This is a genomic window from Prochlorococcus sp. MIT 1300, assembly GCF_034092375.1.
Classification (GTDB): Bacteria; Cyanobacteriota; Cyanobacteriia; order PCC-6307; family Cyanobiaceae; genus MIT-1300.
The window spans coordinates 1-17476 of record NZ_CP139302.1 but is presented as its reverse complement, the minus strand read 5'-3'; the positions used below and the strand labels follow the sequence as shown (position 1 = coordinate 17476).

Sequence of the window (17476 nt, the reverse complement as noted above, 5' to 3'; positions counted from 1 at the left end):
AAAGTATTGCAAGAGATAGTAAAAACCATGATTTCTACGTTCCGTTCTCTTGCGGCCGGATTCTGCGCACTACTACTTGTACTGGGATTCAGCGTTTCCTCCGTCCAAGCAAGCACCGTTGAAGTCAAGCTCGGAACCGATGCTGGCATGCTTGCATTCGAACCAAGCAGTGTGACGATTTCTGCAGGAGACAGCGTTAAATTCGTCAATAACAAATTAGCCCCTCACAATGCTGTATTTGATGGTCATGAAGAGCTGAGCCATCCTGATCTTGCCTTCGCTCCAGGAGAATCTTGGGAAAAGACCTTTGCCTCAGCAGGAACTTACGAGTTTTATTGTGAGCCACATCGTGGCGCTGGAATGGTAGGCACAGTTGTGGTTCAGTAAATCGTTCAAATTGATTTAGCTCTTTCCTTTATTGGACTTAAGCTAAAGAGTCAAACTCAAATACTCTTCCAAGCCTAGTCAAACTCAACTTCACTTAAGAGGTTGCTTTGACTAGGTTTTTGTTTGCAATAATTGTTTTTAGTGTCAAAATAAACTGGATGATCTTCAATATATTGAATACACTGTTTCTAGTAATTGCAAACATTAAGGTTATCAGAGGTCCCAAAATCCTATGTCCAGAGAAGAGTTGTCTAATTTCCTAAGATCCGCAGAAAGGAGTGATTCACTACGCAGAGAACTTAAAAACTGCAAAGATGAAGACTCTATAATTAAGGCAGCTCTAGCATATGGGTTCAAAATTACTTCAAAAGATCTTAAAGAAGATCCAATCGCCAGTCGAATAATAGATTGGTTCTCTATAAGTATCATAAAACCTATACGCCAGACCTACACTAAATAAACCTACACCGTAACTGGCTTTACCCATTTAATCCTTTTAGCCAAAGCAAGTCCTAGGAAGTTATATTGCTATTTAAGAATAAAAATATTATCTATATAGATTGCAGGGCCCCCTAAATTAATTATTTAAAGGGTGATATCCGCACATTAGAGAGAACTCCGTACAAATATGATGGGTTTACCTCAGTAAGAATTTAAAAAACTTGCCGTACGGTTTAAACCAAGAGAAAACACACCATCATGCAACCGAAGGCAGAAGATTTTACCGAAAGAGCCTGGGCATCAGTAACCTCAGCTCAACAAGCAGCTCAAAGGCTTAAACACCAACAAATTGAAAGTGAGCATTTAATGCTTGCACTTATTGAAGAGAGCGAACTAATAGTAAAAATCCTAAAGGACTCAGGAGTGTCAATAAACTCTCTCAAAACCAATCTAGATAAACAAATCAGTAATCAACCTAAACTCCAAAGAGATCCCGACTCTGTTTACCTTGGAAAATCCCTAATAAAAGTTCTAGAGAAAGCAGAACAGGGGAAAAAGAGACTTGAAGATAGTTTCATCTCAGTAGAACATCTACTAATAGCACTTCTAGCAGATGAGAGGATTTGCAAAGTACTACTGTCTCAAGAAGGACTAAACAACGAGAAACTCCACAGAGCTATTAAAAAGATTCGTGGAAGCCAAAAAGTAAACAATCAAAACCCAGAGATATCCTATGAATCACTCGAGAAATATGGGAAAGATCTAACCTCTGCCGCTAAAAATGGACAATTAGATCCTGTTATCGGTAGAGATGAAGAAATCCGCAGAACGATTCAAATATTGAGTAGAAGAACAAAAAACAATCCAGTATTAATAGGCGAACCGGGAGTGGGCAAGACTGCAATTGTAGAAGGACTTGCTCAAAGGATTGTAAATGGAGATGTACCAACAGCTTTACAAAATCGAAAACTAATATCTCTAGATATGGGTGCACTTATAGCTGGAGCTAAATATCGAGGAGAATTCGAAGAACGACTAAAGGCAGTACTAAAAGAAGTAATTTCTTCTAACGGACAAATAGTTCTATTTATTGATGAGATCCATACTGTTGTAGGCGCAGGTGCTACTGGTGGCTCAATGGATGCAAGCAATCTCCTAAAACCAATGCTAGCCAGAGGAGAACTACATTGTATTGGAGCTACAACAATTAATGAGCATCGTCAACACATTGAAAAAGATGCTGCTCTAGAGAGACGCTTTCAACAAGTCCTGATAAATCAACCTACAGTTGAAGACACAATATCTATCCTGCGTGGATTAAAAGAACGTTATGAAATTCATCATGGGGTAAGGATTGCTGATAACTCTCTTGTAGCAGCAGCTATTTTAAGTAATCGCTACATTACCGAACGTTTCCTCCCAGACAAAGCAATTGATCTTGTAGATGAGTCCGCCTCAAGATTAAAGACCGAAATCACCTCAAAACCAGAAGAAATAGATGAAATTGACCGCAAGATATTGCAACTTCAAATGGAACAACTTTCACTTGGACGCGAATCAGATACAGCTAGTAAAAATCGCCTATTCAAACTAGAAATTGAATTAAAAGAATTATCTAATCAACAAACTATTCTAAATTCTCAATGGGAAAAGGAAAAGACAGCAATTAATGCCATATCTTCAATAAAAGAAGAAATTGAACGTATCCAATTACAAGTCGAGCAGGCAAAGCGGAACTATAACCTGAATGAAGCTGCCCAACTTGAATATGGCACACTTGTAGAACTACAAACAAAACTCACTGAAAAAGAATCAGCCTTAGCCCTATCAAACGTTAAAGGCGAAAAGTCACTTCTTCGAGAAGAGGTAAGCGAAGATGACATTGCTGAAGTTATTGCAAAATGGACAGGAATTCCAATCTCAAAATTAATACAATCAGAGATGGACAGACTATTAAGCCTAGAAAGCAAATTACATGAAAGAGTAATCGGCCAAGAAGAAGCAGTTACTGCTGTTGCAGATGCGATTCAAAGATCCCGAGCTGGATTAAGTGATCCGAATCGTCCAATATCAAGTTTTCTCTTTCTTGGTCCAACAGGAGTAGGCAAAACAGAACTTTCAAAAGCCTTAGCAAGTGAGCTTTTCGATGATGAAAGAGCAATGATCAGAATTGACATGTCAGAATATATGGAGAAACATACAGTAAGCAGGTTAATAGGAGCTCCTCCTGGATACATTGGATACGAGTCAGGAGGTCAACTAACAGAGGCCATAAGAAGAAAACCTTACTCCGTAATCCTTTTTGACGAAATAGAAAAGGCGCATTCTGATGTATTCAATGTGATGCTTCAAATACTTGATGATGGGCGTGTAACCGACGGCCAAGGAAAGACAGTCAATTTCACAAACGCGGTAATTATTTTGACAAGCAATATTGGTAGCGAATCAATTATAGAATTGGGAGGGGACCAAGAAAAATATGCTCAAATGCAAGATCTTGTAAATACTGCTCTGCGAAGACAATTCAAGCCAGAATTCCTAAACAGACTTGATGAGTCCATTATCTTTCAGAGTCTTAACAAGGCAGACATTTCGAAAATAGTTACCATGCAAATTTGCAATTTAGGGGATAGGCTAAAAGACAAGAATTTGACCCTTGAGATATCTGAAGAAGCCATACTATGGATATCAAATAAAGGCTACGATCCTATCTATGGAGCAAGACCTCTAAAAAGAGTCATTCAAAGATACTTGGAGACCCCCATAGCTAAAGAAATACTCAAGGGAAACTACCCTCCAGGTGCAAGAATAAATGTAGTAAGTGAGGGAGAAAAGTTGAGAATTAGCTGATAGCGGAAAAATTGACTAATGTATGAGAATATAAGAAGCTAGTTTCCATAAGACTGCCTTCAAATATTCTCTTTTATTCGTAAATAATGCATTAAGGTATTCCAGGGATTGCCTATACTATCGGGCCAAGTTGAAATTAAATAGAAAAAGCAATATTGGTGTAAACGATTTCCAAAAGCCTTGACTTCTTCAGCCACAGTAACAATAAAGAGTCAAGTTTCTGTAATTAAAGGGTTCTCAGATTGAAACCAGCTTGGGATTGCCTCATAAGAAGCAGAATTTATATCATCCTCAGATGCTTCAACCTGCCAGCAACACGTTCGGCCAGCATCTCTATCAAACAAAAGAGAATTTGCCCAACCCCATACAAGCTGAGCGCTAGCCTCCATTCCTACATTTTCCATAACCCGAAGATCTAATGCACCTTCTTCATGCAACTTCCTCCATTCCAATAGCAACGGATCATCTGCATTAATTAAAAAAGTATGATCAAACTGATTTCTGAGTTTTTGTTCTAAAGGTTTGAGACTCGAAAAATCGACAACAAATCCATAGACGTCAAGTTCTCTTGCAGCAAACCAAAAAGTGAAGCTACGGCTATAACCATGAACAAACCTACAATGACCGGGATGTTTCCATTGCCTATGACAACAAGGGTACCGGTCAAAGTGTTTGCGGCAGGTATATCCGAAAGATGGTATGGACATCAATTAGTTGCTCGAGGAAACTAAGAAAAGTTCTAATTCACAATCCAGCTTAATTTGAGGACACATGCAGGAATATGGCACAGGCTTCATCAACCAACTCCGTTTCAACCAAGACGGCCTAATTCCTGCTGTAACACAGGACTGGCTTGATGGTGCTGTACTGATGGTTGCTTGGATGAACCGATTGGCAATAGAGCGCACAATTGAGAGTGGAGAAGTGCACTACTGGAGTCGTTCTCGAAAAGAGTTATGGCACAAAGGTGCTACTAGTGGGCACAAGCAAATACTTAAAGGAATCAGATACGACTGTGATGCTGATGTGATTTTGCTAACTATCGATCAAGTCGGTTCCGTTGCATGCCACACAGGTGCTCGAAGCTGCTTCTTCGAAGAAGGCGAGCAAAGAACTAATGGAGGATCTAATGCACTTCAGCCTCCAGCAGATGCATGTAGTGAGTTATTCAAGCTTATTGAACAAAGGCGTTGCAACCCTGAAGCAGGTAGCTATACAAACCACCTTTTGAACAAAGGAGATAATAAAATCTTAAAAAAAATTGGCGAGGAAAGTGTCGAATTTGTTATGGCTTGCAAAGACGATGATGCTCAATCAATAGCAAATGAGGCGGCTGACCTTCTTTTTCACATACAAGTTGCTCTTTCTAACCACGGTGTTTCATGGAGAGATGTACTTAGTGTGCTCACGCAAAGGAGAGGAGGGCCTCGAAGGCACAAGGAATCCCAGTAAAACCTCTGAATAAAGTAAAAATAATGAATTCCGAACTCTTTCTTACACAATAAAAATCAAAACATTTTGCGTCTAACTTCAAATAAGGCGAGAGTTCCTAATGGGAAGTTCTTTGAGTGCTTATCTCAGTGAGATTGGGCGGCATAAACTTCTAACGCCCGAGCAAGAGCTCACAATGGGACGAAAAGTTCAGGCCATGGTTGCTATAACCAACCGCAACCAAACCAATGAGGAGAAAGCCCAGAAAGAGCACTTTTCAGCTGAAGAGCGAAGGATAATTCGTCTAGGAGAAAAAGCTAAAAGTCAAATGATCACTGCAAACCTTCGGCTTGTAGTAAATCTCGCAAAACGATATCAAGGTAAAGGTTTAGAACTGCTCGACCTAATCCAAGAAGGAACACTTGGCTTAACTAGAGCTGTAGAAAAATATGATCCCAAGCGCGGGCACCGCTTCTCTACCTACGCATATTGGTGGATAAGACAAGGTCTTAATAGAGCTCTCTCCACTCAAAGTAGGACTATTCGTATACCTGTAAACGTCAATGAAAAACTCACAAAACTAAGGTCGGCAAAGTCCAAACTCATGCAAAGCAATGGATTGGCTCCCACTTCAGACCAATTAGCCACATCCTTGAGACTTCCAATTGAAGAAGTAGAAGATTTGCTCGCCTGTGAGATGCGTAGCATAACCGTAAGTCTCCAAGGAGTTGTCAAGTCAAAATCTGATCCCTCTGAGCTAGTCGATCTACTTCCTAGCGAAGAACTTCCTCCAATGGAACTAGCAGAAATTGCAGAAAGAAGTGCTTCGGCCTGGGATCTACTAAATCAATCGAACCTAACTCCCAAAGAACTGACAATAGTCACTCTCCGATTTGGACTAGATGGTTCTAATGAATGGAGGACCCTTGCAGAGGTAGCAAGACATATGAATTGCAGTAGGGAGTATTGCAGGCAAGTGGTACAAAGAGCTCTTAGAAAACTTAGAAAAACAGGAATACAAAGAGGAATTGTTGAAAACAACGCTTAAAATCTAAGAACCAAAAGGCTTAGTCACCTATGCTTCTTATAGAGATATCATTACCCGCCTAAATACTCAAACTCTAAAAAGTATTTTCTATCATCTCAATTTTTCACCCCCCTTCTTAAGAGCCCCCACAAAGATCAAAGAGTACAGTTAATGAAATCAATCATCTTGCAACTAGACAATTCGCTTGGTAATATCTATTGAATAGTTGTCTTATAGGTTTCATTTACGATTTCTAATTAGAGATAAATTTCTATTCCGCCAAATACTAAGTTTTCGATCTTTTACGCAATGTCTAATTGGTCCTCTCAAATCGAAAAAGACCTTTCAGTTTTTCTAAAAGATTGGTTAAGGCATCATGGACGTTCTCAAGCAGACCTAGGGCTAAGCCTTCAATCAAGTTCTACAAGAATGTCTTCAATCCTAGATTCCCTTAAAGAAGAGTACTGCCATAAGGGAATTGCAGGTGTCGCTCAATGCTTGTGTGAAATAGAAGCTTCCTGGACAGACAGCAAAAGCTCTACTACTAAAAAGGAGGAAATTGATGCTGATCCATTTGATCAACTAGATCTAATCCTTCAAGAAATGCGTGATAATTCTGAAGATTAATTTAAAACACAATATTATCAATCCAATAAGATTAAGGAATAAAGGCCTAAGCCTTTTAATGCAAGAAAGTTAAGTAAGTCAAATTAGTTTTTAGCTTCCCAAAAAAGTGTTAACCATAATGTTCCAGGCAAAGGATCAGTACGTTCAACTCGGTGTAAGCGATGAGGGGGCAAATGAAGCTGGTCTCCAACATTAAGTTCTAAAAGTAACTCAGGGTCTTTGAATTTTATTGTTGCACTACCTCTAAGCAACAAAATCCATTCATGTTCTAACTGGTCATACCAAAACCCCTGAGGACTGGAAGCAGCAAAGGATTGAACTAATTCCAATCTCCATGTATCGCCTTGATGAATGATATGTTTTGATTCATCGCCTTTTTGTCTTCTACAAGACTTTATCAGTCCCTCAATTGAAAGTTCCTGAGGAATTAGATCTTTTTCACCCCACCTTCGTCCAATTTCATACCCCCAAGATCTAGCCAGTTCAATCACTTGATTGTGATTCACGCAACTAGCTAAAAGCTCACGTCGTCCATCAACTTCATCTAATGAATTAGTCATTTGCTTTAGCTGCTCAACCTTATGAAGAAATCTCTGAAGATCTTTTTCTGACATAGCTTAAAAATTAATTACTAACAGCTCTCTGCTAAGGATAGGAGAAGGCTTAGCAAGAAGAAAGTTAAATACAACTAATTCCCCGATCAAACTGCACTTTTATCTTCAGCTCAAAATAGAGCCAGATACCAGCCTAGATGCACTGCGACTAGATTAGAGCACATACATAACATTAAAATAACCCATTAGACCATTAGGATGATTAGCTAATGAAGGCATTTACTTTCAATTTTCTTATGCACCAACTCAAAAAATCAAGTATCCCTCTTAAAGAGCAACTCCTAAAAACTTTAAGACTGGCAATATTTATTGCAGTTTTTTTAACCTCTCCCTTCAACAGTCTTGCCTTAGAAGCTTCTCAGGGTGAGACTCTTTTCATACAACACTGTTCAGGTTGCCATATAAATGGAGGAAATGTCATCAGACGAAGTAAAACCCTTAGACTTGAAGCTTTACAAAAACGTGGATTAGATAACCCAGAAGCTATTGCAAAAATTGCTCGAGAAGGGATAGGAAGTATGTCTAGCTATGAAGAAGTCCTTGGCGAGGGAGGTGATCAACTTGTTGCTGATTGGATATGGAGTCAAGCTCAAAAGGCCTGGACCCAGGGATAAACCTCAGCAGAGGTCCAAATGCCTTCCTTCCAGTAAACGTCTTCTTCAACAAGCTGTTGAACAGTCTCAACATTGGTTGCCTCAAAAATCCCAAAAACATATCTAGTGCACTTAGTTGGACCAAGGGTGATGAGTGTTCCTTTCTGCTTAAGAGTATTAAGTCTTTTAAGGTGTTGATCCCGAAAAGGGCCACGCTTTTCAAGTGCATTCTCACAGTATGTCCCAAAAAGTACAAAGCGCTCCATTTCGGCCGGGTGATATAGATAAGAGGAAATGTAACCCTAGAAAGATTGCACAAATCCAGAAAAAAACGCTATGTTACTCAAGTAGATATTTCAATTACTGACTATGCTCACTGGTAGTGACCTTCTAACAAAAGTTAAGGAGCTAGGTGATGTAAGCAAATCCGATCTAGTTCGCGCATGTGGTTATGTCTCAACCAAGAAAAATGGTAGTGAGCGTTTAAACTTCACCGCCTTTTACGAAGCTCTTCTAGATGCTAAAGGTGTAAACCTTGGAGCTACAGGTGTTGCTGGTGTTGGCAAAGGTGGCCGTAAGCTTAGCTATATAGCTACAGTCCAAGGCAATGGAAATCTTTTAATAGGTAAGGCTTACACTGCTCTCCAAGATCTAAAGCCTGGCGATGATTTTCAGATCAAGCTTGGTCGAAAGCAGATAAAGTTAACTCCTGTTGGTGGAGATGACGAAGATTAATTGGATTGAATGACTATTAAGCGTTGAGCTCTAAGTCAAAGGTTTAATCAAAAAAAGTCCCGACAATAGTTCGGGACTTTTTTTTGACATCTCCTGACTGTTATTTTCAAGAATTCATTTCTCATCAGCAGCTCTTCTTAGTTCAGCACAAAAATTCCCTGCTGCCTGAACTTCTAATCCTTTTTGAGCATTAGCAATTCTCTTAACTAATGCACTTCCTACAATTGCCCCATCAGCACCCCATTCTCTAACTTGTTTTATTTGTTCAGGACCTGATATACCAAATCCAACAGCCACAGGGCTTAAAGAAGATGACTTAAGTTGATGAACAAGTAATTCAACACGGCTTTCCATATTAGTGCGTTCACCTGTAACACCTGTAACACTAACCAAATAAGTAAAACCTTTACTTTTCCGAGAAATTGTTTTCATTCTTTCTTTGGGAGTAGTCGGAGCAACCAACAAGACAAGGTCAATGCCTCTATCAGAAGCCAAAGGAGAAAGTTTCTCAGCTTCTTCTAAAGGAAGATCTGGAACAACTAGACCTGAAACGCCTGCCTCTGCTGCTCGATCACAAAAGCAATCCATTCCAACATTGAGCAATGGATTGCTATAAGTAAATAAAACAATAGGTATTTCTAACTCACATCGTAAATCCGACAACATATCAAGAACTCTTGAAATAGTTGTACCTGAAGCCAAAGCTCTAGATGCTGCAGCTTGAATCACAGGGCCATCAGCCAACGGATCACTATATGGAATTCCAAGTTCAATGATGTCTGCTCCAGCATCTTGAAGCTTTAACAACACTTTGCGAGAAGTCTCAAGGTCAGGGTCCCCAGCCATCAGAAATGGCATTAAAGCAATTCGACCTTGATCATTCAAAAGTTCAAATGAACTAATGATTTTACTTTTTTGATTTAATTGATTCTCCAAGGCGCTTCCTCAACAAAACTAAGTAAAGATGAAATCGAGAAGGAGGGTCTACAGACTATTCGTCTGAGAATGAAGAAGATTTGTTGTTCTCAAGATCGAGCTCTTGCATTAATTGCATTTGCTCATCTTCAGACATTGCATCAAATCGAGCCTTAAGTTCAGCAGTAGTTAATTCTTCATAAGCCTTAAGGTAACGTTTTCGCTGCTCCATGAAAGTCATATTACCGGTGATGACTCTAAACAGATAGGAGCCTATCCATACAACGACCAGTGCAACCAGAACAGCCTCCGAGGCAATACCTGAAGAAATACCATTTAATCCAAACAATCTAAAAGAGCCATAACCCAATCCACCTAATAAAAAAAATAAAATACCTAGTTGAATAACCCTTGAGCGTGTCAATTGTCAGACCTCTCCTTGACCATCAAGACGTAAGTTCAAAAAGGGAGCAAATAGAATTAATCCTGGAAAAAACAAAAACACCATTCCATAAATTGCTAGGCGCTCATACTTGCCCATGTTGTACCAACGTTTATTCATCCAGTAATAAAGCAAAAGCGGAACAACAACCAAATATAAAAATCCTAACAATCCATAGCCTCCTAGTAGCAAAAAAGAGCTGTTCATAACTTGGGTGAGTACTTCCTGAAGAAACACTATGAGACGAAAGTGCTGATTGAAATCTAAGATGGAACTTAGGCCGATGGCCTAAGCCTCAGGGAGCATGGCGGAATTGGTAGACGCAGCGGACTTAAAATCCGCAGGTCCTAAACGACTGTGGGGGTTCAAGTCCCCCTGCTCCCATCATTTTTGAAGGAAGTCCATCAAAGATATCCAAAGCATAATTCTCTTTCAATCGAGAATTTGCACGGGCGTCGAAAACTCCCCTGTTTCCTTTAAACCATAGGTTCAACTACCCACCTCAAAGACTCTCCAGCATGAAAGGGGACCAAATGATCTATCTTCTCGGCCTCCTCCTGAAGAGCAAACCGCTCCGGTATCACCTGAAAGACTCTTTTTAAATTTATTGAGTCCTCATTAAGAGGCATCCCATAAAAGGCTGCTCCATGCACACTCGCGAAGCCCTCCAATCGATCTAGAGCATTTTCTTCCTCAAATACTTCGGCATAGCTTTCAAGCGCATAATGAGCGTTAAAAATACCTGCACATCCGCATGAGCTCTCTTTAGAGGAACGAAGATGAGGAGCTGAATCAGTTCCCAGAAAAAAACAAGGTTTTCCACTTGTGGCAGCTTTTCGCAAAGCTATACGGTGTCGCTCTCTTTTTGCGACAGGTAGACAATAAAAATCACTACGCAACCCTCCAAGAAACATCGCATTTCGATTGATGTGCAGATGATGAGGCGTGATCGTTGCGGCTAAATTTTCACTAGCAGTCTGAACAAATTGAACGGCTTGTTCTGTTGTTATATGCTCCAAAACAACACGAAGTTTTGGGAAGCGTTCTAGTATTGGAGATAAGTATTTGTCAATAAAAACAGCCTCTCTATCATAGATGTCAACATCTAAATCTGTTACCTCTCCATGAACAAGCAATGGCAAGCCAATTTCTTCCATCGTCTCGAAAATTGAATAAATATTAGTAATCTTAGTGACACCCATAGATGAATTGGTTGTAGCATTAGCTGGGTAAAGCTTTGCCGCAGTAAAGACAGCTTTTTGGGAACCTTCTCTAAGAACATTTACTGAAAGATTATCAGTAAGATAAACAGTCATCAAAGGGGAAAAAGAAATTCCTTTTGGGACTGAGGACAATATGCGCTCTCTATAAGCAATAGCTGCCTCAACAGTAGTAATAGGAGGAGAAAGGTTCGGCATAACTATGGCTCTTCTAAATACTCGCGCAGTACTGCTAACAACAGATTTCATCAAAGAGCCATCTCTAAAATGAACATGCCAGTCATCAGGCTGGCGAAGGGTGAGGTGTCCCTGGGGAATGTTCAAAGGCATGCGGCTTAAAGGTCTTTACTCTTATTGATCTCAAAGTATGAGGCTAATGTCTAGTAAGGCTAAACGACCTGAAGGAAGATCAAGACATAAAACAAGTCCTTAGCCTGTTGATCTCTTGTTTACAAATGAATCTTAGAAGACTCACACAAGGGTAATAAAGGAATCTGCCAGAGGGTTTCAACACCACCAAAAACAAAAACATATTGCCTATAAAGATTTTCTCCTACTAGCCTATTAGTTCATCCTTGAAGCCAGTCGCTTCTAGGAACATAATCCCAAAATACTTTTTCCTATGCCTTCATTCCTAATCTCAGCTTTAGAGGTGCTGATTGGAATAGGTCTTTTATTTGGGGGAGGAGAGCTCTTTGTACAAGGGTCCATAGCCCTGGCATTAATTTTGGGCATCCCTCAACTAGTCATAGGACTAACGGTTGTCTCTCTGGGGACAAGCGCACCTGAGCTCTTCGTAAGTGTCAGTTCAATACTTAAAGGTTCTGATGCACTAGCAATAAGCAATGTTGTGGGGAGCAATATTTTTAACGTAATGGTGGTTTTAGGGAGCAGCGCACTTGTGCTTCCTCTCAAAGTCGAAAGTCGTCTCGTTCGAAGAGACATACCTGTATTACTAGCTGTTTCAGCATCTGTTTGGGGAATGGCCTCAGCAGGTCGCATAACTTGGCAAGCAGGCTTGGCCTTATTAATTGCATTAATTATCAACACCATCTGGGAGATACGTACTGCGCGAGAAGAACCAGAAGGAATGAAAAATGCTGAGCCAGAAATCAATGAAAAGTTTGCAGAAAGAGGAATATTTCCAGCAATTTGCCTTTTAATAGTAGGAATATTTCTGCTCGCCCTTGGATCCAACCTTTTAGTTATAGGCGCCAGCTCAGTGGCTATTGAACTAGGGGTCAAAGAGGCTGTAATAGGTCTAACTATAGTTTCAGCTGGAACCTCAATGCCCGAACTAGTCACCTCATTGGTGGCTGCTCTAAAAGGAAGAACCGACTTGGCAATCGGAAATGTTGTAGGCAGTAGTCTTCTAAATCAACTTCTAGTACTTGGTAGCTGCGCAATCGTCTCTGGAAGCAAAGGACTTTTCGTTGAAGAGATGCTTATTCAAAGGGACATGCCTGTAATGGTGCTTACAACACTCGCATGCATGCCAATATTTTGGACAAAAGGACAAATCAGCCGCCTCGAAGGAGGACTTTTAGTGGGACTATACTTTTGCTATTTAACAGACCAGGTGCTTCCACACGTTTCTAACCTTCAAAATGAATTTAGGCTATTAATGTTTTGCTTGGTTTTACCACTTTCAACAGTATTGATAATATATAAGACACTAGATTACTGGCAGTTGGTTCGCAGAAGCAGGACCCATATATAGAGACAACGAAGGAGGCAGTCATATATTCAATTAACTCTAATATCAAGAAAAAGAACTAGCCAGCTTAAAACAATATTTGACTTGGTATTAGCTATGCCATTGTAACAAATTCTTCGGCTATTGTTGGATGCAAAGCCATAGTATTGTCGAATTCCTTTTTTGTTGCCCCCATGCCTATTGCTATTGATGCCATCTGAATGATTTCAGCCGCATGCTCACCGAGCATATGACAACCAATCACTTTCTCATCTCTTGAATCAACAACGAGTTTCAAAAGACATTTAGGACCACTCTTGTGAAGGGATTGAGACATAGGCCTAAACATGCTGCGATATATCTGTACATTAGATGCCCCAAGGGATTCTATTGCCTGAACTTCACTCAGGCCAATTGTAGCTATCTCGGGATCACTAAAAACAGCTCTAGGAACTAGCTGGTAATTCACATCACGACAAATTCCACCAAAAATTCGATCCGCAAGAGCTCTTCCTTCGTCTATTGCAACAGGAGTTAAATTCCATCTATCTGTCACATCTCCAAGTGCATATATGTTAGGAACATTTGTTTCATGCATTTTGTTGATTTCTATCCTTCCATTGTGAACATCTACGCCAGCAACATTTAAATTTAGATTATCTAGAAAAGGTTTCCTTCCTGTGGCGAATAAGATACCTCCAGACAAAAAGGTTGCGCTAGAAGTCTTCACAATAAGATCACCAGGACAGCCATCGATCGAGCTAACAACTGTGTCAAAGTGGAAGTCTATTCCACTTTCTCTCATGGAATGCTCAAGATGGCTGGACAATTCGCTATCAAAACTTCTTAGTAAGCTTGAACTACGTACAAATTGACTAACTTTGACGCCTAAACTATTGAGTATGCAAGAAAATTCACATGCAATAAATCCCCCTCCCACAACTACCATCTTCTCAGGAAGGTCCTCTTGAAGAAACATATCATCACTGGTCCATCCAAGTGAAGCTCCTGGTATTTCAGGGCGCCAAGGGCGTCCTCCCACCGCTATAAGAATTCTTTTCCCATGAATTTTATTCAAAGAAGGCTTTTTACTATTTGAATCCAATAAATCAATAGAATTTTGACCCGAGAAACTTCCCCAAGCTTGGAATAATTCAACACCTGCATTAGCTAAAAAATCAACATGTAGGCGATTTAAACGGTCAACCTCATTTCGAACATTAGACAAGAAAATATTATTCTGAAAATTCAGCCCGCCAATTTCCACTCCATAACTAGAAGCCACCTCCAATTGTTTTCTAAATAAAGCTCCATAAACCAGTAGTTTTTTAGGGACACAACCTCGAATGACGCAAGTTCCACCAACCCGGTCACCCTCAACAATTGCAACTCTTGCGCCATGCCTTGCAGCACGTTTAGCAGCGGCAAGGCCGCCAGAGCCAGCCCCTAAAACGATTAAGTCGAAGAAATCCTTCAAAGCTCATCATTCACTACATATATTTTCCACAAATCTCAAAGTTCTGCCCCAAGGTAGTCATCACTGTTCTTAAAAGCCAAAAATTCTTACCAAAACCTGCTCAAAAATACCCAACTGCAGGTTAGTTGTTAGTTTGTGTTCATGAATGTCCTGAGAGTAATGGTTCCCTGAAAGGATTAGACATTGAATATTTACACAAATCCAAAAAAAGGAGCGCCTATATGGATTCCATTCAAGCACTTAACTGGGAAGATCTTAAAAAGCTTGCGCCTAAGGAGATCAATTACGCTGAGGGCCCTACAAACTCTCAGGCCACACGACGTCTTTTTGGTCAACCTGAAAACAAAATAAGAGTAACTCTCTACAGAGACAATCATGCTTGGTGTCCTTACTGTCAAAAAGTTTGGCTATGGCTCGAATGGAAAAAAATTCCATACCAGATAAAGAAAGTCACAATGAGATGTTATGGAAATAAAGAGGAGTGGTATTTAAGAAAAGTACCATCAGGAATGCTTCCTGCAGTAGAGATTGACAATCATCTAATAACTGAAAGCGATCGAATACTTCTTGAATTAGAAAAAGCCTATGGTCCACTTGGACTTCCACTAGAAGATCCAAAATCACTAAAATTGCGCAACCTAGAAAGACAGCTATTTAGGAGCTGGTGTAATTGGCTTTGCTACCCTGCCTTAATTCCATTACAAGAACAAAAAGCCAAGCAAAATTTTCATACATTTGCTCGAAAAATGGAAGCAGAGATCATCTCTACTAGTGGTCCTTGGTTAGACAATAGCCTCAACGATATAACTATTCCAGGTAGCACTGATGTCATCTTTATTCCTTACGTAGAAAGAATGAATGCCTCACTCGCATACTACAAAGGTCTAAATCTTCGCAAAGAGCATCCCCAAATTGACCAATGGTTCAAGGCACTAGAAAAGCTCGAGGTTTATCGAGGGACTCAAGGGGACTTCCATACTCATGCACATGACCTTCCTCCTCAGATGGGTGGTTGTTGGAAAAACAAAAGCTCAACTCAAAAACTTTTTTCAAGCTCAATAGATAATGGTAATGGATTAGACAATCAAGAAACTTCCTGGATTGACCAAGAAAAAACCTCAATAGTTAAACCAAAAATAGTTGCATTAGGGAGAGTACTGAAACATCGCAATCGTCTACTAGATTTAAATCCGATTGGTTCAAAAGATTTTGACCAACCATTGAGAGCCGCTCTGACCTTTATGGTTTTAGAAAAACCCTGTTTACCTAATAAAGGGACAGCTTTAGGGCTGCGATATCTCCGAGATCGCATATCCGTTCCTAGAGATATGCCATTACTAGCTGCTAGAGAATTACGCAAGGCTCTTGAAACGACTGCCTATAATGATGGTCTAGAGGAAGGGCCTCCAATATCTACTCGAAACCGTTTCGACCAAGACCCTAAACCTTTTAGGAATATTTAAACAAATAATTTCAAGAATAATGCTTGGGGATCTTGCAACGAAACCAATTTAAAATAAACAATAGGAAAATTAGGGTCCCTATATAGAGCCAATCAAAAGCTGCCAAGAGTATCTATAGCTGAGGCCTTTTAAAGGCGTTGTCGAGAATCAATTTGAAGCAAATCCTTCACACGTTGTACCTGCGATGCAACCCGTGGATCACTGGAGAGTTTTTTCTCGATTTGCTCTATTGCATACATAACAGTTGTATGATCCTTTCCTCCAAAAGCATCACCAATTCTAGGCAAGCTCAAGCCAGTACCCTGACGCATCAAATACATTCCAACTTGCCGAGCTTGACTAACAGGTCTTCGTCTACTACTACTCAACAACTCCTGAGCAGTAACTTCAAAGACCTCAGCAACCTTATCAATGACTTGTTTTGGGGTAACTTCAACACCTTGTCCATTTGGATCAAGCATTGGGGCTACCGATTCAACTGTCATTGGCAATCCAGTAATTGATGCAAATGCAACTGCTCTAGTAAGAGCTCCTTCAAGCTCGCGAATATTAGAAGTAAATCTTCCTGCAATGAACTGAATAAGATCACGAGGAAGTCTCATCCGCTCTTGTTCTGCCTTCTTCTGCAAAATCGCCATTCTAGTTTCTAAATCAGGCGGTTGAATATCTGCTATAAGGCCCATCGAAAACCGAGAAATCAATCTTTCCTGCAGTCTTGGTATCTGATTAGGAGGTCTATCACTTGCAATAACGATCTGTCTACCTGCTTCGTGAAGAGCATTAAAAGTATGAAAGAACTCCTCCTGGGTGTACTCTTTGCCTTCAATAAATTGAATATCATCGATAAGGATTAGATCCGCGGCTCTATATCTATCTCTAAAAGCTTGCATACCATCTTTGCGAATCGCAAGAATTAAATCATTCGTGAATGTCTCAGTAGATATATAGGCTACCTTCGCAGAAGGATCAATCTCCAATCGATAATGACCTATTGCTTGCATTAAATGTGTTTTACCTAAGCCAACTCCCCCACAAATAAATAAGGGGTTAAACTCTCTACCTGGAGCCTCGGCAACAGCCAAAGCTGCTGCATGTGCCATTCGACTATTAGGTCCAACTACAAATCGATTAAAAACATATCTCAAATTCAACCCAGGCAAAACTTTACGAGGTTTAGTATTCTCCTTATTGGCAGAAGAAGATGATTTTCGAGAAGTATTAGGTAAAAGACCTGTCGCCAACGACTCGTTAGAGCCTTGCTGATCTGTTTCTGCAGAAACTGTGACCCTTACCTTCTCCCCATAGATTTGCTCAGCAGCATCTTCAATTGTCTTTATGTAATTCTTTCTCAACCAATCACTTGAAAAAGTATTGGGTGCAATTAAACAAAGCTCACCATCAAGAAATCCCTTGCACCTTGCAGGTCTGATCCAAGTCTCAAACGTTGGCTTACTAAGGTTGTCCTGCAGGGTCTTTTGAACCTTCCCCCACAGCTCTTCACCCTTGACCACTACTTCTGGTTCCATAGAGGCTGAATCTACGCACTTCTTGGAAAAAG

19 protein-coding genes and 1 tRNA gene are annotated in these 17476 nt (G+C 40.2%); 11 read left to right on the top strand and 9 right to left on the bottom strand.

Annotated elements, in window-relative coordinates:
• Window positions 1-27: 27 nt before the first annotated feature.
• The 3 genes from petE (at window position 28) to clpB (ending at window position 3678) form a co-directional block, all read left to right on the top strand.
• A complete protein-coding gene (petE, locus tag SOI83_RS00095) occupies window positions 28-387 on the top strand; it encodes a plastocyanin (RefSeq protein ID WP_320676528.1) in 360 nt (119 codons plus the stop codon).
• 232 nt (window positions 388-619) lie between these two features.
• On the top strand, window positions 620-847 hold the full coding sequence (locus SOI83_RS09670; RefSeq protein WP_414153416.1) for a Nif11-like leader peptide family natural product precursor: 228 nt from the start codon (window positions 620-622) through the stop codon (window positions 845-847).
• Between the two features lie 239 nt (window positions 848-1086).
• Entirely contained in the window at window positions 1087-3678 is a 2592-nt protein-coding gene (gene clpB / locus SOI83_RS00090; RefSeq protein ID WP_320676527.1) for an ATP-dependent chaperone ClpB, read from the top strand.
• 212 nt (window positions 3679-3890) lie between these two features.
• On the opposite strand, the gene SOI83_RS00085 is transcribed toward clpB, so the two are convergent.
• Window positions 3891-4385 carry a 6-carboxytetrahydropterin synthase gene (locus SOI83_RS00085; RefSeq protein ID WP_320676526.1) on the bottom strand — a complete coding sequence of 165 codons (495 nt, stop codon included), beginning with the start codon at window positions 4383-4385 and terminating at the stop codon, window positions 3891-3893.
• Between the two features lie 64 nt (window positions 4386-4449).
• Between SOI83_RS00085 and hisIE the strand changes: the two genes are divergently transcribed.
• The 3 genes from hisIE to SOI83_RS00070 all read left to right on the top strand — a co-directional run bounded on the left by hisIE (window position 4450) and on the right by SOI83_RS00070 (window position 6763).
• A complete protein-coding gene (gene hisIE / locus SOI83_RS00080) occupies window positions 4450-5130 on the top strand; it encodes a bifunctional phosphoribosyl-AMP cyclohydrolase/phosphoribosyl-ATP diphosphatase HisIE (RefSeq protein ID WP_320676525.1) in 681 nt (226 codons plus the stop codon).
• A gap of 100 nt (window positions 5131-5230) precedes the next feature.
• A complete protein-coding gene (locus tag SOI83_RS00075) occupies window positions 5231-6157 on the top strand; it encodes a sigma-70 family RNA polymerase sigma factor (RefSeq protein ID WP_320676524.1) in 927 nt (308 codons plus the stop codon).
• Between the two features lie 288 nt (window positions 6158-6445).
• The gene (locus tag SOI83_RS00070; RefSeq protein ID WP_320676523.1) at window positions 6446-6763 is read left to right on the top strand and encodes a hypothetical protein; all 318 of its coding nucleotides are present in this window, start codon (window positions 6446-6448) and stop codon (window positions 6761-6763) included.
• A gap of 83 nt (window positions 6764-6846) precedes the next feature.
• On the opposite strand, the gene SOI83_RS00065 is transcribed toward SOI83_RS00070, so the two are convergent.
• Window positions 6847-7377, bottom strand: a complete 531-nt coding sequence (locus SOI83_RS00065; RefSeq protein ID WP_320676522.1) for a Nif11 domain/cupin domain-containing protein — start codon at window positions 7375-7377, stop codon at window positions 6847-6849.
• Window positions 7378-7586: 209 nt separating this feature from the next.
• On the opposite strand from SOI83_RS00065, the gene SOI83_RS00060 reads away from it, so the two are divergent.
• Window positions 7587-7991, top strand: a complete 405-nt coding sequence (locus SOI83_RS00060) for a c-type cytochrome (RefSeq protein WP_320676521.1) — start codon at window positions 7587-7589, stop codon at window positions 7989-7991.
• Here SOI83_RS00060 and SOI83_RS00055 read toward each other — a convergent pair.
• Window positions 7967-8236 carry a YciI family protein gene (locus tag SOI83_RS00055; protein ID WP_320676520.1) on the bottom strand — a complete coding sequence of 90 codons (270 nt, stop codon included), beginning with the start codon at window positions 8234-8236 and terminating at the stop codon, window positions 7967-7969. The two genes, SOI83_RS00060 and SOI83_RS00055, sit on opposite strands and share 25 nt — an antisense overlap.
• A 103-nt stretch (window positions 8237-8339) precedes the next feature.
• Between SOI83_RS00055 and SOI83_RS00050 the strand changes: the two genes are divergently transcribed.
• Window positions 8340-8705 (top strand): AbrB family transcriptional regulator, encoded by a 366-nt coding sequence (locus SOI83_RS00050; protein WP_320676519.1) that lies wholly within the window; start codon window positions 8340-8342, stop codon window positions 8703-8705.
• Between the two features lie 114 nt (window positions 8706-8819).
• On the opposite strand, the gene trpA is transcribed toward SOI83_RS00050, so the two are convergent.
• Genes trpA through ndhL form a run of 3 tightly spaced genes read right to left on the bottom strand, consistent with a single transcriptional unit; the run spans window position 8820 to window position 10269 of the window.
• Window positions 8820-9641, bottom strand: a complete 822-nt coding sequence (gene trpA, locus SOI83_RS00045) for a tryptophan synthase subunit alpha (RefSeq protein WP_414153415.1) — start codon at window positions 9639-9641, stop codon at window positions 8820-8822.
• Between the two features lie 55 nt (window positions 9642-9696).
• Window positions 9697-10044, bottom strand: coding sequence for a DUF3007 family protein (locus tag SOI83_RS00040; protein WP_320676518.1), 348 nt, complete (start codon window positions 10042-10044; stop codon window positions 9697-9699).
• 3 nt (window positions 10045-10047) lie between these two features.
• Window positions 10048-10269: an NAD(P)H-quinone oxidoreductase subunit L gene (gene ndhL, locus SOI83_RS00035; protein WP_320676517.1), complete on the bottom strand. Its 222-nt coding sequence runs from the start codon at window positions 10267-10269 to the stop codon at window positions 10048-10050.
• Window positions 10270-10360: 91 nt separating this feature from the next.
• Here ndhL and SOI83_RS00030 point away from each other — a divergent pair.
• A tRNA-Leu gene (locus SOI83_RS00030) sits at window positions 10361-10446 on the top strand.
• Between the two features lie 92 nt (window positions 10447-10538).
• Here SOI83_RS00030 and pyrC read toward each other — a convergent pair.
• Window positions 10539-11612 (bottom strand): dihydroorotase, encoded by a 1074-nt coding sequence (pyrC, locus tag SOI83_RS00025; RefSeq protein WP_320676516.1) that lies wholly within the window; start codon window positions 11610-11612, stop codon window positions 10539-10541.
• 292 nt (window positions 11613-11904) lie between these two features.
• Between pyrC and SOI83_RS00020 the strand changes: the two genes are divergently transcribed.
• The gene (locus tag SOI83_RS00020; protein WP_320676515.1) at window positions 11905-13002 is read left to right on the top strand and encodes a calcium/sodium antiporter; all 1098 of its coding nucleotides are present in this window, start codon (window positions 11905-11907) and stop codon (window positions 13000-13002) included.
• Between the two features lie 91 nt (window positions 13003-13093).
• Here the strand turns inward: SOI83_RS00020 and gorA are convergent, their stop codons facing one another.
• Complete coding sequence (gene gorA, locus SOI83_RS00015; RefSeq protein WP_320676514.1) at window positions 13094-14455, bottom strand: glutathione-disulfide reductase; 1362 nt, start codon at window positions 14453-14455, stop codon at window positions 13094-13096.
• A 221-nt stretch (window positions 14456-14676) separates the two neighbouring features.
• On the opposite strand from gorA, the gene SOI83_RS00010 reads away from it, so the two are divergent.
• Window positions 14677-15918, top strand: coding sequence for a glutathione S-transferase family protein (locus tag SOI83_RS00010; protein WP_320676513.1), 1242 nt, complete (start codon window positions 14677-14679; stop codon window positions 15916-15918).
• 128 nt (window positions 15919-16046) lie between these two features.
• Here the strand turns inward: SOI83_RS00010 and dnaA are convergent, their stop codons facing one another.
• Entirely contained in the window at window positions 16047-17444 is a 1398-nt protein-coding gene (gene dnaA, locus SOI83_RS00005; RefSeq protein WP_320676512.1) for a chromosomal replication initiator protein DnaA, read from the bottom strand.
• Between the last annotated feature and the right edge of the window lie 32 nt (window positions 17445-17476).